At 45.4% G+C, this 16,331-nt stretch carries 12 protein-coding genes; 10 read left to right on the top strand and 2 right to left on the bottom strand.

Going from position 1 to position 16,331, the window contains the following annotated elements; all coding sequences use genetic code 11:
* Positions 1-13: 13 nt before the first annotated feature.
* From NQ505_RS24710 to NQ505_RS24755, 10 genes are all read left to right on the top strand, one after another.
* Positions 14-694, top strand: a complete 681-nt coding sequence (locus NQ505_RS24710) for a hypothetical protein (RefSeq protein ID WP_004307137.1) — start codon at positions 14-16, stop codon at positions 692-694.
* Between the two features lie 39 nt (positions 695-733).
* Positions 734-2,608, top strand: coding sequence for an alpha-L-fucosidase (locus tag NQ505_RS24715; protein WP_008999740.1), 1,875 nt, complete (start codon positions 734-736; stop codon positions 2,606-2,608).
* Positions 2,609-2,616: 8 nt separating this feature from the next.
* Positions 2,617-3,147 (top strand): GNAT family N-acetyltransferase, encoded by a 531-nt coding sequence (locus NQ505_RS24720; protein WP_004301027.1) that lies wholly within the window; start codon positions 2,617-2,619, stop codon positions 3,145-3,147.
* Between the two features lie 262 nt (positions 3,148-3,409).
* Entirely contained in the window at positions 3,410-4,282 is an 873-nt protein-coding gene (locus tag NQ505_RS24725) for an electron transfer flavoprotein subunit beta/FixA family protein (protein ID WP_004321625.1), read from the top strand.
* 2 nt (positions 4,283-4,284) lie between these two features.
* Entirely contained in the window at positions 4,285-5,304 is a 1,020-nt protein-coding gene (locus NQ505_RS24730) for an electron transfer flavoprotein subunit alpha/FixB family protein (RefSeq protein WP_004301029.1), read from the top strand.
* 6 nt (positions 5,305-5,310) lie between these two features.
* The gene (locus NQ505_RS24735) at positions 5,311-7,017 is read left to right on the top strand and encodes an acyl-CoA dehydrogenase family protein (RefSeq protein ID WP_004301030.1); all 1,707 of its coding nucleotides are present in this window, start codon (positions 5,311-5,313) and stop codon (positions 7,015-7,017) included.
* A gap of 153 nt (positions 7,018-7,170) precedes the next feature.
* Complete coding sequence (locus NQ505_RS24740) at positions 7,171-8,925, top strand: rhomboid family intramembrane serine protease (RefSeq protein ID WP_008774824.1); 1,755 nt, start codon at positions 7,171-7,173, stop codon at positions 8,923-8,925.
* A gap of 7 nt (positions 8,926-8,932) precedes the next feature.
* Positions 8,933-9,352, top strand: coding sequence for a hypothetical protein (locus tag NQ505_RS24745; RefSeq protein ID WP_004301032.1), 420 nt, complete (start codon positions 8,933-8,935; stop codon positions 9,350-9,352).
* 38 nt (positions 9,353-9,390) lie between these two features.
* Positions 9,391-14,451 carry a DUF4132 domain-containing protein gene (locus NQ505_RS24750; protein ID WP_008999738.1) on the top strand — a complete coding sequence of 1,687 codons (5,061 nt, stop codon included), beginning with the start codon at positions 9,391-9,393 and terminating at the stop codon, positions 14,449-14,451.
* Positions 14,452-14,458: 7 nt separating this feature from the next.
* Positions 14,459-14,932 carry a GAF domain-containing protein gene (locus NQ505_RS24755; protein ID WP_004327073.1) on the top strand — a complete coding sequence of 158 codons (474 nt, stop codon included), beginning with the start codon at positions 14,459-14,461 and terminating at the stop codon, positions 14,930-14,932.
* A gap of 87 nt (positions 14,933-15,019) precedes the next feature.
* Here NQ505_RS24755 and NQ505_RS24760 read toward each other — a convergent pair whose 3' ends face one another.
* Positions 15,020-15,334 carry a chaperone modulator CbpM gene (locus tag NQ505_RS24760; RefSeq protein ID WP_004307142.1) on the bottom strand — a complete coding sequence of 105 codons (315 nt, stop codon included), beginning with the start codon at positions 15,332-15,334 and terminating at the stop codon, positions 15,020-15,022.
* A gap of 14 nt (positions 15,335-15,348) precedes the next feature.
* Positions 15,349-16,314 carry a DnaJ C-terminal domain-containing protein gene (locus NQ505_RS24765; protein WP_004301036.1) on the bottom strand — a complete coding sequence of 322 codons (966 nt, stop codon included), beginning with the start codon at positions 16,312-16,314 and terminating at the stop codon, positions 15,349-15,351.
* Positions 16,315-16,331 lie beyond the last annotated feature (17 nt).

Genomic DNA, 16,331 nt, shown 5'->3' on the forward strand with positions numbered 1-16,331 from the left:
AATAACCGATAAAATGAAAAAACAAATCCTACTTATTGCCATCCTGTTTTGTACGGCCTTTGCACAGGCACAAGAAGTTTTTGTAACTGCTGATTTTGTAAGCAGTTATATCTGGCGCGGTATGGATAGCGGCAATGCAAGTGTACAGCCTTCACTCGGCCTCAACTGGAAAGGACTGACCGTTTACGCATGGGGTTCTACCGAATTTCGCGAAAAGAACAATGAAATAGATTTATCACTAGAGTACGAATACAAAAACCTGACTCTTTACGCCAATAACTATTTTACCCAGACAGAAGAGGAACCTTTTAAATACTTCAATTACAGTTCGCACTCTACCGGGCACACTTTCGAGGTAGGAGCCGGCTATATGCTTAGCGAAAAGTTCCCATTGTCAGTAAGCTGGTACACGACCTTTGCCGGAAACGATTACCGGGAAAACGGGAAACGTGCCTGGTCCAGTTACTGCGAGTTGAGTTACCCGTTCAGCGTGAAGGATGTAAATATGAATATCGAAGCTGGTTTCACTCCTTGGGAAAGTATGTACTCCGACAAATTCAATGTAGTCAATATCGGATTATCTGCAACAAAAGATATTAAAATAACATCCAACTTCTCTTTACCCATCTTCGGAAAGCTAATAGCCAACCCTTATGAAGAGCAACTTTATTTTGTAGTTGGAATTACATTGTAGATGATTCTTACATTCAATTATTAACTAATAAACACCCCCATGAAAAAACACTTTCTTATCTTCGCAACAGGTCTTTTTCTACTAAGTGCCTGTAATTCGGTAAAAGCACCGGAAGCTATCTTACCCATTCCCGAAGCCAAACAGGTGGAATGGCAAAAAATGGAAACGTATGCATTTGTACACTTCGGACTTAACACATTCAACGACCGTGAATGGGGATATGGAGACTCCGATCCTAAAACATTCAACCCTACCCGTCTGGACTGTGAGCAATGGGTACAGACATTTGTCAAATCCGGCATGAAAGGAGTGATCCTGACAGCGAAACATCACGATGGATTCTGTCTGTGGCCTACGCAACTGACAGAGTACTGTATCCGCAACACTCCGTACAAAGACGGAAAAGGAGACATTGTCCGCGAACTGTCGGATGCCTGCAAAAAGTATGGCATTAAATTCGCAGTCTATCTCTCGCCCTGGGACAGGCATCAGGCCAATTATGGTTCTCCCGAATATGTAGAATACTTCTATAAACAACTCAACGAACTGCTGAGCAACTACGGTGACGTATTTGAAATCTGGTTTGATGGTGCCAACGGTGGAGACGGCTGGTATGGCGGAGCAAAAGACAGCCGTACAATCGACCGCAAGACTTATTATAACTATCCGCGAGCTTACAAGATGATTGATGAGTTACAGCCACAAGCTGTTATCTTCTCGGATGGAGGTCCGGGCTGTCGTTGGGTAGGCAACGAACACGGATTTGCCGGAGCTACTAACTGGTCTTTTCTTCGTGCAGGAGAAGTTTATCCGGGCTATCCCAAGTATCGTGAACTGCAATATGGTCATGCCGATGGTAACCTATGGGTAGCTGCCGAGTGTGATGTTTCCATCCGTCCGGGATGGTTTTATCATCCGGAAGAAGACGACCGTGTGAAAACAGTAGACGAACTGACTGATTTATATTACCGCAGCGTAGGACATAACGCAACGCTATTATTAAACTTCCCGGTAGACCGTGACGGATTGATTCACCCTACTGACTCTGCCAATGCCGTAAACTTCCACCAGAATGTACAAAAACAACTGGCACACAATCTGCTGGCGGGACTCTCTCCCAAAGCATCGGACGAACGTGGAAGAACATTCTCCGCCAAAGCTGTGACCGACGGTGATTATGATACTTATTGGGCTACCAATGATGATGTCACTTCAGCCACTATCGAATTCGATTTACCTCAGGCAGAAAAGATCAACCGTATGATGTTGCAGGAATATATTCCTCTCGGACAACGTGTCAAATCATTCGTTGTAGAATATAACCAGGCAGGCGAATGGCTCCCAGTAAAGCTCAATGAGGAGACTACCACTATCGGATATAAACGGCTCCTTCGTTTCGAAACAATCACTACGGATAAGATTCGTGTCCGCTTCACGGATTCACGGGCTTGTCTCTGTATTAATAACATTGAAGCATATTATGCAGGAGAGACTTCGGATACATACACAGCGAAAGCTGCAGAACTGAAAAGTTACCCGTTCACTCTTGTTGGAGTAGATGTAGAGGAAGCACAGAAAGGCATGGATAAAAACGACCAGACCACCTGTTTCATCAATGGAAATACACTATTGATTGACTTGGGAGAAGAACGCACGATTACCTCATTCCACTATCTCCCCGACCAAAGTGAATATAATAAAGGGTTGATCGCAGCCTACGAAATATCTGTAGGTACGGACAGTAATGCGGTCAACCAGGTAGTAGCCAAAGATGAATTTTCCAATATAAAGAGCAATCCGATTTTGCAATCGGTTTACTTTACTCCGGTCAAGGCTCGCTACATTCAGTTGAAAGCAACACGGATGATACATGACGGTGAACCGATGGGGTTAGCTGAAATTGGGATACAATAATAGATGATATGGTACAAAAAACAGGAATTATTGTGCAGAAGAAAAACTATACTCTCCGTACCTGGCAAACCGAAGATGTAGCATCATTAGCCCAATATCTCAATAACAAGAATATTTGGGATAACTGTCGTGACGGTCTCCCCTATCCTTATAGTCAGGAAGATGCTAACGTTTTTCTCTCTATGGTACAAGCGAAAGAAAACATTCAAGATTTCTGCATTGAGGTAAACGGAGAAGCAGTTGGAAGTATCGGTTTTGTACCCGCTACGGATGTAGAACGTTTTAGTACAGAAGTAGGCTACTGGATTGGAGAACCTTTCTGGAACCAGGGAATCGTTACTGACGCCCTGAAAGAAGCCATCAACTATTATTTCGAACACACTGATAAGGTACGTGTATTCGCAGTCGTATTTGAGCATAACTCCCCATCCATGCGGGTATTAGAGAAAGTGGGATTCACGAAAGTAGGAATTATGCAAAAGGCTATTTTCAAGAATGATAATTTCACGAATGCACATTATTACGAACTTATCAAATAATCCGGAATTCATCAACAGTCTGCCGGACAATCCGGCAGACTGCCCATAAACGCTTTGTCAACCCTGAATTAAATCTATAAAAACCCTCCTCTTTTGCTCAAAAATCTTAAACCTGTGCATTTTTTACTCGGATTTCTTGTCAGAACCAAGCGTTTGAGTAAATTTGCACGCTGATAGTTAACCGGATAGTTTGGATAGCAAGATATTACTACTTGACTACTGGCTGCTAACTTGTAGAAATACTAATACTAAAATTTATAGCATGAGTTTGAAAATTGTTGTATTGGCAAAACAAGTTCCTGACACACGTAATGTTGGGAAAGATGCCATGAAAGCCGACGGGACGATTAACCGCGCGGCACTTCCCGCTATCTTCAACCCCGAAGACCTGAATGCTCTCGAGCAAGCTCTTCGACTGAAAGATGCTCATCCAGGCTCTACCGTAACCATCCTGACCATGGGACCGGGACGGGCAGCCGACATTATTCGTGAAGGACTTTTCCGTGGCGCAGATAACGGTTACTTGCTGACCGACCGTGCTTTCGCTGGTGCAGATACACTGGCTACGTCTTACGCATTGGCTACTGCCATCCGCAAAATCGGTGATTGCGACGTTATCATTGGTGGTCGTCAGGCTATCGACGGTGACACGGCGCAAGTAGGTCCGCAGGTAGCAGAGAAGCTAGGATTGACGCAAATCACATACGCAGAAGAAATTCTGGAAGTGGGCGATGGTAAAATCAAGGTGAAACGTCATATCGACGGTGGTGTAGAAACTGTAGAGGGTCCGCTGCCTATCGTGATTACCGTAAACGGTTCTGCCGCTCCTTGCCGTCCGCGCAATGCGAAACTGGTTCAGAAATACAAACACGCCAAAACAGTTACCGAAAAACAACAAGGTAACCTTGATTATACCGATTTGTATGACAAGCGTGATTATTTGAATCTGGTAGAATGGAGTGTAGCCGACGTAAACGGTGACCTTGCACAATGCGGTCTGTCCGGTTCGCCGACAAAAGTGAAAGCCATCCAGAACATCGTGTTCCAGGCTAAAGAGAGCAAAACCATCAGCGGCAGCGACCGTGACGTGGAAGACCTGATTGTTGAACTATTAGCTAACCACACCATCGGATAATCATGAATAACTTATTTGTATATTGCGAAATAGAAGAAGGTAACGTTGCAGACGTTAGCCTCGAACTTCTGACCAAAGGTCGTTCGTTAGCCAACCAGTTGAACTGTCAGCTCGAAGCTGTAGTTGCCGGAAGCGGCCTCAAAGATATTGAAAAACAAATCCTTCCTTACGGAGTAGATAAACTTCACGTTTTCGACGGTGAAGGCCTTTACCCTTATACATCACTTCCTCACACAGCTATCCTGGTGAACCTCTTCAAAGAAGAGCAACCGCAAATCTGTTTGATGGGTGCTACCGTTATCGGTCGTGACCTCGGTCCGCGCGTTTCTTCTGCTCTGACCAGCGGATTGACTGCCGACTGTACTTCACTTGAAATCGGTGACCACGAAGACAAAAAAGAAGGTAAGACTTATAAGAACCTGTTATATCAAATCCGTCCGGCATTCGGTGGTAACATCGTTGCTACGATTGTGAACCCGGAACACCGCCCGCAGATGGCAACCGTTCGCGAAGGTGTGATGAAGAAAGAAATCCTCTCTCCGACTTATCAGGGAGAAGTAATCCGTCACGACGTGAAAAAGTATGTAGCCGACACGGACTATGTAGTGAAAGTCATCGAACGCCATGTAGAAAAGGCAAAGAACAACCTGAAAGGTTCTCCGATCATCATAGCCGGTGGTTACGGTGTAGGTTCGAAAGAAAACTTCAACCTATTGTTCGACCTCGCTAAAGAACTTCACGCAGAAGTAGGTGCCAGCCGTGCTGCTGTTGACGCTGGTTTCGCAGACCATGATCGTCAGATCGGTCAGACTGGTGTTACGGTTCGTCCAAAACTCTACATCGCTTGCGGTATCTCCGGACAGATTCAGCATATCGCCGGTATGCAGGAAAGTGGTATCATCATCTCCATTAACAACGATCCGGATGCTCCGATCAATACGATTGCCGATTACGTAATCAACGGAAGTATCGAAGAAGTTGTGCCGAAGATGATTAAGTATTATAAACAAAATAGCAAGTAAGGAAAGATGGCTAATTATTATACAGACATACCGGAACTCAAGTTTCACTTGAACAATCCGATGATGAAACGTATTTGCGAACTCAAAGAACGCAATTACAGAGATAAAGATGAATTCGACTACGCTCCGCTGGACTTCGAAGATGCTGTAGACTCTTACGACAAAGTATTGGAGATTACAGGAGAAATCACAGGAGAAATCATTGCTGCTAACGCAGAAGGTGTAGACGAAGAAGGTCCTCACTGTGCTAACGGTCGCGTAGAATATGCTTCCGGAACCAAACAGAACCTGGACGCTATGGTGAAAGCCGGCCTGAACGGTATGACCATGCCACGCAGATTCGGCGGTTTGAACTTCCCGATCACTCCGTACACCATGTGTGCAGAAATCGTGGCTGCTGCCGACGCCGGTTTCGGAAATATCTGGTCTTTGCAGGACTGTATTGAAACACTGTACGAATTCGGTAACGCTGACCAACACAGCCGTTTCATTCCTCGCGTATGCCAAGGTGAAACGATGTCTATGGACTTGACCGAACCGGATGCAGGTTCCGACTTACAGGCAGTTATGCTGAAAGCAACTTATAGCGAAAAAGACGGTTGCTGGTTGCTGAACGGTGTAAAACGTTTTATTACAAACGGTGATGCTAATCTTCACTTGGTATTGGCTCGTTCGGAAGAAGGTACAAGAGACGGTCGTGGTCTTTCTATGTTCATCTATGACAAGAATGAGGGTGGTGTGAACGTACGTCGTATCGAAAACAAACTCGGTATCCACGGTTCTCCTACTTGCGAACTGGTGTACAAGAATGCAAAAGCTGAACTTTGCGGTGACCGCAAACTCGGTTTGATTAAATACGTTATGGCTTTAATGAACGGTGCCCGTCTGGGTATTGCTGCGCAGTCTGTAGGATTGAGCCAAGCTGCTTACAATGAGGGATTGGCTTATGCTAAAGACCGTAAGCAATTCGGTAAAGCAATCATCGAATTCCCGGCAGTATACGATATGCTAGCTATCATGAAAGGTAAGTTGGATGCCGGACGTGCTTTGCTGTATCAAACAGCTCGCTACGTAGACATTTACAAAGCATTGGATGATATTTCCCGCGAACGTAAACTGACTCCGGAAGAACGTCAGGAACAGAAAAAATACGCCAAACTAGCAGACAGCTTTACTCCGCTGGCTAAGGGTATGAACTCTGAATATGCTAACCAGAACGCTTATGACTGTATCCAGATTCACGGTGGTTCAGGATTCATGATGGAATATGCTTGCCAACGCATCTATCGCGACGCACGTATCACCAGCATCTACGAAGGAACTACCCAGTTGCAGACTGTAGCCGCTATCCGTTACGTGACTAATGGTTCTTACATCGCTACTATCCGCGAGTTTGAGGCCATTCCTTGTTCACCGGAAATGGAACCGCTGATGTCTCGCCTGAAGAAGATGGCTGACAAATTTGAAGCAAGTACCAACGCTGTGAAAGAAGTACAGGATCAGGAATTGCTTGACTTCACCGCTCGCAAACTGGTGGAAATGGCTGCTGATATTATCATGTGTCACTTACTAATTCAAGATGCCAGCAAGTCTTCTGAACTGTTCTCCAAATCTGCACACGTATATTTGAACTATGCAGAAGCGGAAGTAGAAAAGCATACAAATTTCATCGAAAACTTCGACAAAGAAGATTTGGCGTTCTACAAAAAGTAACAAATAATCGACTAAATCTGATAAAAGCATCCTTTCTTACGAAATGGATGCTTTTTTTATTTGTCATATTCTATTATTTTCCATTATTATTCTATACATTTGTCAGTGAGATAAGTAATTTTTTAATTGATGAATGTAGATAGAGATAGAAATATGGCACTCAAACCTTCATATAATGACAAACTGTATTTGCCAGGTTTATCAAACACGGAAATCCTTATATTGGCTCTCGAAGCCTCTCAAAAACTTGAGTGGAATATCGAGGAAGTAACTCCGGAAGGAATCCGGTTTGAAGTCCCGTTCAGTATACGCTCCCATGGAGAGGCAATAACCTTTACCATAGAAAAGGGAAGTGACGGGGAAGTATCCGTTCGCAGTCAGTCTTCTTCCGTACAATTTGTTGATTATGGAAAGAACAGAAAAAATATCCAGAAGTTACGGGAAACAATGGAAGAAATAAAAGCCTCACTCACTCCGGAAGAACTAGCCCAAAGGGCCAAAGATTTCGAAGAAGAGTTCAACCGCCCGCTCACAGAAGAAGAAAAAGCCTACATAGAGGAAGAAAAGAAGAGGAACTCTTTCCTGTCTTTCTTCATTCCCCGCAAAGGATTTATAGCAACTCCCATCCTGATAGACATCAATATTCTTGTATTCATTGTAATGATTGCTTCCGGAGTGGGTATTATGTCTCCTTCCACTCTGTCACTACTGAAATGGGGAGCCGACTTCGGACCGCTGACTCTGACCGGTGACTGGTGGCGCACAGTGACTTGCAACTTCATACATATCGGAGCTTTCCATCTCCTGATGAACATGTATGCTTTCATGTATGTAGGACTTCTGTTGGAAGAACTGATAGGAGGACGCCGTATGTTCGTTTCATACCTGCTAACCGGATTATGTTCGGCTGCATTCAGCCTGTATATGCACGGTGAGACAATCAGCACCGGAGCTTCCGGATCTATCTTCGGACTTTACGGTATATTCCTTGCATTCCTCCTCTTTCATCGCATCGCCAAAGAACAACGAAAGGCATTGTTAACCAGCATCCTCATTTTTGTGGGGTATAATCTGGTTTACGGGATGAAAGCCGGCATTGATAATGCCGCCCATATTGGCGGGTTGTTAAGCGGGTTTGTTCTGGGAATTATATACGTGGTCGGCTACAAGTTCGAGAAACCCGATGCACAGCGGACTGTCTCCATCATCGGGGAGCTTGGTATATTCTGTATATTCCTGTTCAGCTTCATGATCCTGTGCAAAAACGTTCCTCCTCTTTACCCGGAGATACGCAATGAATGGGAAAGCGGCATTGTGGAAGCCTATCTGAATGGTGAACTGGAAGAGGAAAACGAGAACAGTAATCATTCCGCTGTGAATGCTACGGACAATCTTTCCAGCAGGAAAGTTCCGGCATATACGCCTGTCGGCAATGACGATACGTGGCTATCTTATTATGATGCAGCCACCAAATTCAGTTGCCAGTATCCTACCAACTGGATAAAAATAGCAGGAGCAAAAGGAATTATTGACGGTGCGGAACCTCCATTACTCATGCTGGTCAACGGAGGGAATCAATTAACGATTACCGCCCTCACCTACGACACGCAGAAGGAGTTTGAACACATGAAAGAGTTATCACTCACTCTCCCAAGAAATGCACAAGGGGAACCGTCAGAAGATTACCAACTAAGCAATGTCAACATCAACGGACTCCCCATGACAAAGATCACGAATCCCCTGCACATCGGGGCTCCTGATGAACCGGGAGAGGATGTAAAACAAATAGCGTTGCATTACTTTCAAGAGAGCAAGAAACGATCTTTTGCTATTGTCATGCTTGTCTATGACGAAGAAGCTGAAACCGATCTGAATGCCATTACATCAAGTATCCAGATCACCCAATAAAGAGAATATGAGAGTATATATCCAAATCAAACAGTTAGGAAAGCGAAAGTGCAGTATCGAAAAGATTCCTATCGATTTTCCTGTTCCGCCTGTCAATGTACAGGGGTTGATCGAAGCCATCGTCAGTTGGCAAGTCTGCGAATACAATGAACGCTTGCAACAGAGCGAAGTGCTGAAATACCTCACACAGGAAGAAGTGGAAAATAAAACAGCTTCCGGCAAAGTAGGGTTTGCAGTAAACTATAATGGCAAACCTGCCGCAGAAGTCGAAGCCATCACCAATGCTTTGCAATCCTATGAGGACGGAATTTTCCGTATCTTCATGGATGATACGGAAACCGGAGACCTATCCTCTCCCATCCAACTTAAAGAAGAATCTACCTTAACCTTCATCCGGCTCGCTATGCTGTCGGGAAGATTATGGTAATCATTATCCTATAAAACACATTTAAAACGAAAAGAATCATGAGACTGATTTACAATGACGCATTAAATAAACGGATTGCTCCGTACCTGGAAAGGTTAACGAAAAAGAGAACCAGTTTAGACAAAGAGACAATGGCACTGTTGGATGTATTTATGCAATACTTCAACATGGATACCCGGTATGGTGCATACAGCGATAAATTAGAGCCTTGCATCATCTATATTATCCAAGAAGAGAAGATTAAAAGCGTTGCCAATCTTTTCGATGGTAAATTGAACAAGCTACTCCGCTATCTATTGGGAGACGAGTACGCCCACCTGTTCCACACCTATCTGAAGCTCAAAGCACGGTGCCCGTACACTCACGGATACTCGCGCCGGTCACAACGGTCGGCAAATCCTCTTCTGCATATCGGCCACGTTATAGATGCACTGACCCAGTTTCTGAAACTGCGCGCCACCGGATTTACGGTTCAAGCCATACTGAACGGAGGAAACACTCCGGAAGAAATAGAAGCATACAAGGATTCGATGAACTGCCAAAACTGGATGGCCGCCCAAATAGCAGAAGGCAACCAGACTGTCATTGAATACCTCAACAATGTGCTGACCAGTGAGAATAACGCCAACCGCCTCAACCAGGGACATCTCCAGGCTATCGCAGTAAGTGGATACCGCCCCTTGCTGGAACTGGAAGGGAAGTTACTTCTGGCAGCCAAGTTACAGGAGGGTCTCCGCCAAGCTATCGTGGAAACGATGGACGAAGGTTGTCCCGAAAGTTATCTCCATCTTTTCTCGGTCATCTGCGACAACGGCCTGCAACGATTTGCTTCCGTGAAACGCGGTATTGCAGTCAGTACGGGTATCGGAGAACAAGACAGCAGCGAACGTATCACCAATAAATATGTAGAACTGATCCATCGTTTTCTGAACGACCGGAAACAAGCACACAGTGCTCTTCAAAGCAAAGATACAGTCGAACTCTATCTGGCTTTATGGAGCATCGGATTCTATAATACGGAAGAGATTCAGACGCTCGTACCGGAAATTATCAAGAAAGGTGCTAAATACCAGGTACAGACATTACTTTATTTCTTACGCTGTACGCAATACTCCGGCATGAACCACCGCATCAGTAAAAATGCCTTTGAAAGATGGTATAAGGAACCGTCGGTGGTGGCGGCTATCTTACCGTTGTATCTGTCCGGTCTCTATCTTAGCCGGTATGGAGGGCACAAAGACGCCCCGTCACTCCACGACTATTTTGATAGCAAAGAAGAGGCGGTCCGCCATTATGAATATCTGAAGCAAATCTATCAGTCCATCTCTGCCAAAGAGATTTATTCTCCTTATGTATTCCCTTGGGAAAGCACAGAACTCACCCGTTCGGAAATCGTTCTCAAAATGGCATATATCACCTGGATGACTAATAATTCTGCATTGAAAGACGATCTTTGCAGCTATCTGCCCTCTCTGGATACTTATATGCGGGCAGGCTATATCGGTGTTGTATTAGCTCCACCGACCAGTCCGCTACAGGAAGAATATGTACTGCAATCACTGGGAGACCGTTCGCAAGATGTGCGTGAAGAAGCATATAAAGCATTGTCCGAGATGACCTTATCGCCCGAACAAAACCAGAAAGTAGAAGAGTTACTGCGCTTCAAATACAGCGAAATGCGTATCCATGCTATCAATCTGCTGATGAAACAGCCCAAAGAACAGCTAGCCGACAGCATCCGCCGCTTGCTAACAGACAAGGTTGCCGAACGCCGCCTGGCAGGATTGGACATGATGAAGACCATACACAATGTAGAATTCCTGCAAGATATCTATCAGGAATTGATCCCGACAGTTAAAGAGATTCAGAAGCCGAACCCGAAAGAAAAAGTATTGATAGAATCTCTGATTGGCGATGGAACAGAAGAGAGCGTCACACAACATTATACCAAAGATAACGGTTTCGGTCTGTACGATCCGTCTCTTGAAGTCAGTCTGCCGGAAATTACCCAGGACAAAGGATTCAACGTTAAAAAAGCATTCGAATTCATCTGCTTTGGAAGGGCCAAACTCGTTTTCAAAAAACTAAGCAAATACATCGAAACCTACAAGAATGAAGAATTCAAAAATGGTTACGGAGAAGCACGTCTGGTAGGTAACAGTGTCCTGATAAACTGGAGCAACTACGGAGGATTGAGCGGACTCGGATTCCCGGAATTGTGGAAAGCCTTCTACGAAGAAGAAATAGGAAGCTACGACAAATTGCTGATGATGAGTTTCATGCTTGCATCGACAGGTACCGCTAAAGACGAAGACGACTCCGACGAGGAAGATGAAGAAGACATCAAGGCAGACCAGAAATCAAGTAATACTTTTGAGCCGCTTGTCAACCGGATGTATGCCGGCATCACTTACCGCGGATTGCAAAAAGACCTCCGCAAGATGCCGTACTATGAACAGATGAGTGACATCATCGAAGCACTGGCATACGAATACAAAGATGAAGCCGTCTATCAACGACTGGCCGTCAATATGCTGCTCCAACTATTGCCTTTGCTAAATACCAAAAACATCTTCCGCCAGTACACCAGTAAGCATGCATGGCTTCGGGACAAACTGGAATACGGAGAAAAACAGGTCGTTTATCCGATACATAACAACAAATTCGTGAACTTCTGGCTCGAGATGCCTCAAAAGCCCATGAATGATGATCTCTTTATCCGCTATTTCACAGTGCGCTATCAGCTTTATAAGCTCACCAACTACATGGAGCACACCCCCGAACTAGAGGAAACAGACTCTTATCTCCATGCCACAGACTTCGCCCGTGCCTGGATGCTGGGAATCATCCCGACAGAGGAAGTATACCGTGAAATGATGGGACGCACCAGCTCTCCCAGCCAGATCAAAGCAATCACCATGGTATTGAACGACAACGTTCGTTTCAACAAGGAAAAAGAAAGATACGCCGATATCAAAAACATCGACTTCTCCCTCTTCCGTTCCCTCGCCCAAAAGGTGGTAGACCGGATTCTTGAAATCGAATTAAAACGTGGAGACTCAGAGACACAAGTCACCTCCCTTGCAGAAGAACTAAGCTACGTCTATGGAGCCGAAACATTTATCCGTATTCTGCAAGCATTTGGCAAAGATACTTTCATACGTGACAGTTACAACTGGGGCAGCACCAAACGGGGTGTATTGAGCAGTCTGCTCCATGCTTGTCATCCCCTGCCTACGGACACCAGCGAGAATCTGAAGAAACTGGCGAAGCAAGCCGAAATCAGCGACGAGCGACTGGTAGAAGCCGCCATGTTCGCCCCACAATGGATTGAACTGACCGAAAAGGCAATAGGCTGGAAAGGACTGACAAGTGCAGCCTATTATTTCCACGCCCACACCAACGAAACGTGTGACGACAAGAAGAAAGCGATTATCGCCCGCTACACCCCCATCGACGTAGATGACCTGCGGGAAGGTGCTTTTGACATCGACTGGTTCAAAGATGCATTTAAGACAATTGGCAAGCAACGCTTCGAAGTGGTCTACAATGCCGCCAAATATATTTCATGCAGCAACAGCCATACCCGTGCCCGTAAGTTTGCCGATGCTACCAACGGTGCAGTGAAGGCGGCAGATATAAAGAAAGAAATAATAGCCAAGCGCAACAAAGACTTATTGATGAGCTACGGCCTCATCCCATTGGGACGGAAGCCGGATAAAGAACTGCTGGATCGTTATCAATACCTGCAAAAGTTCCTGAAAGAGAGCAAGGAATTCGGTGCTCAAAGACAGGAAAGCGAAAAGAAAGCGGTAAACATCGCCCTGCAAAACCTGGCACGCAACTCCGGTTACGGAGACGTTACCCGCCTGACCTGGAGCATGGAAACCGAACTGATTAAAGAACTTCTTCCCTACCTGTCCCCCAAAGAGATAGACGGCGTAGAAGTGTATGTACAAATCAACGAGGAAGGCAAATCGGAGATTAAGCAAATCAAAGACGGCAAAGAGCTCAACAGCATGCCTGCCAAGCTGAAAAAGCATCCGTATATAGAAGAACTGAAAGCGGTACACAAAAAGCTGAAAGACCAGTACACCCGTTCGCGCATCATGCTGGAACAGGCGATGGAAGACTGCACCCATTTTGAAGAAAACGAATTGCGCAAGCTGATGCAGAATCCTGTTATCTGGCCATTACTGAAACATCTCGTCTTCATCTGCAACGGACAGACGGGCTTCTACACCGATGGATTGCTGATTACAGTGAATGCCGTTTGCCTCCCGTTAAAACCGAAAGACGAGTTACGCATCGCGCACCCCACAGACCTGTATACAAGCGGAGACTGGCATGCTTATCAAAAATTCCTGTTCGATAAATCAATCCGCCAACCTTTCAAACAGGTATTCCGCGAACTTTACGTTCCGACTCCGGAAGAAATAGAAGCCACTCAATCCCGCCGCTATGCCGGCAATCAGATTCAACCGCAGAAAACGGTTGCCGTACTGAAAGGGCGCCGTTGGGTAGCCGATTATGAAGACGGCCTTCAAAAGATATATTACAAAGAGAATATCATCGCCACCATCTATGCCATGGCAGACTGGTTCTCTCCTGCCGATATCGAAGCTCCGACATTGGAATATGTCTGCTTCCATAGCCGCAAAGACTACAAGTTGATGAAAATCTCGGAGATTCCTCCTGTCATCTTCTCCGAAGTAATGAGAGACGTAGACCTGGCAGTAAGCGTAGCCCATGCCGGAAGCGTTGACCCGGAAACCAGCCACTCTACCATCGAGATGCGCAGCGTACTGGTGGAACTGACGATGCCGTTGTTTCATTTCAAGAACGTGACAATAAAAGGAAGTTTTGCTCACATCGAAGGTAAACTGGGTAAGTACAATATTCATCTGGGCAGCGGTGTGATCCATCAGGAAGGTGGTGCACAGATAGCCGTTCTTCCGGTACATTCGCAAAATCGCGGACGCCTGTTCCTGCCTTTCGTAGATGAAGATCCGAAGACTGCCGAGATACTGACTAAGATTATCTTCTTTGCAGAAGACGATAAGATAAAAGATCCGAGCATCCTGAACCAAATCAAATAGTAAAGAGATGGCAGAAAATTTAATCATCCACACAGGAAGCAAGGAAGAAAAGTATCGGGAGTTACTTCCGCAACTGCATGCTTTGGTAAGTACGGAAGCAGATCTCATTGCCAATCTTGCCAACATGGCAGCAGCCTTAAAGCAGACTTTCGGTTTCTTCTGGGTAGGCTTTTACCTTGTGAAAGAGGAAGAACTCGTACTGGGTCCGTTTCAAGGCCCCATTGCCTGCACTCGCATCCGCTTTGGCAGAGGAGTTTGCGGAACCGCTTGGAAAGAAGCCCGTACACTGATTGTTCCTGATGTAGAGCAGTTTCCCGGACACATAGCCTGTAGTTCGGACTCGAAATCGGAAATAGTAGTACCGATCCTCAAGCAGGGGAAAGTTGTCGGGGTGCTGGATATCGACAGTGATACATTGGATAGCTTCGACACTATCGACGCACGCTATCTGGAAGAGATTTGCACGTATATTGTATTATAAAATAACGGCATAAACATCCTGAAAAAACGGAGGCTCTGATTGAATGAATCAGAGCCTCTGTTCGAATCAAACAGAGGCTCTATTTTTTTACCAGTCCATATCTTCTATTTCCCGTTCCCGGTACAGCAAAAGTTGTTTGCGAAGCGAACGCATTTCGTGCCTCATATCTTCCATCCTTTCCAGCAAATGATGAATGGCATCGATACCTTCCATGTTGATGGATAAGTCATAGTACATTCTGCTATAACGTTCCACGTTCGGGAGTTCCGACAAAAGCAGATAATGTTCACCGCCTTCGGTATGCACGTTAATCAAACCGCCCTCTTCCAACATTTCGATGAATGAAGGCTCAATATGACATTTGTGACAGTATTCACTGACAATTATTAATTCGGTCTGCATAGTACTCATTCATTTTAGTTCATACTCTGTAATTGACGGAACAACTCTTTCTGTTTGTCGGTCAAGTTCGTAGGAATCTTGACAGAATAGGTCACAATCAAGTCACCGAATTGTCCTTCCTTCTTATAAACCGGGAATCCTTTACCTTTCAGACGGACTTTCGTACCGTTCTGCGTTTCCGGTTTTATCTTCAGTTTCACTTTACCGTCCAGCGTGTCGACTACTTTCTCGCCTCCCAATACGGCAGAGTAAAGATCTACCTCCACATCTATGTACAGATCGTCGCCCAGGCGTTTGAACACCGGGTCTTCGGCTATAACGAACGTAATGTACAAGTCCCCCGCAGGTCCTCCGTTGACACCTTCGGCTCCGTAGCCTTTCAGTTTAATAACCTGTCCGTCGGCTACACCGGCAGGGATAGTGATACGTACCTGTTTACCATTTACAGTCAATATCTGCTTATGCGTTTGAGCAGCATCACGAAGGGAAAGATGAAGTTCGGCATTAAAGTCCTGTCCGCGGAATCCCGCAGAACCTTGTCCTCTTCCTCCCCGATGTCCGAACATTGATTCGAAGAAATCGGAAAATCCACTAGCGTTGCCACCGGAAAATCCTTCTCCATCGGAACTATACCAATAGGTTCCGTTACCGTCGGAGAAACCCTGACCCGCACCGCCGAATCCGCCGAAACCTCCTGCACCGCCAAAGCCTCCGGCTTGTTGCTGTGCACGTTTCTGCGCTTCGAATTCATCGGCATGCTTCCAATGTTCTCCGTACTCATCATACTTTTTACGTTTCTCGGGGTCACTCAGTACTTCATTGGCTTCGTTGATTTCCTGAAATTTATCCTTTGCACTAGGGTCATTAGGATTCAAATCAGGGTGATATTTCCGGGCCAACTTACGAAAAGCCTTTTTGATATCATCCTGAGAAGCACTTTTGTCTACTCCAAGAATCTTGTAATAATCTATATAGGCCATGTTTTATGAATTTAATC

Source organism: Bacteroides sp. D2, from assembly GCF_025147085.1.
GTDB lineage: Bacteria > Bacteroidota > Bacteroidia > Bacteroidales > Bacteroidaceae > Bacteroides.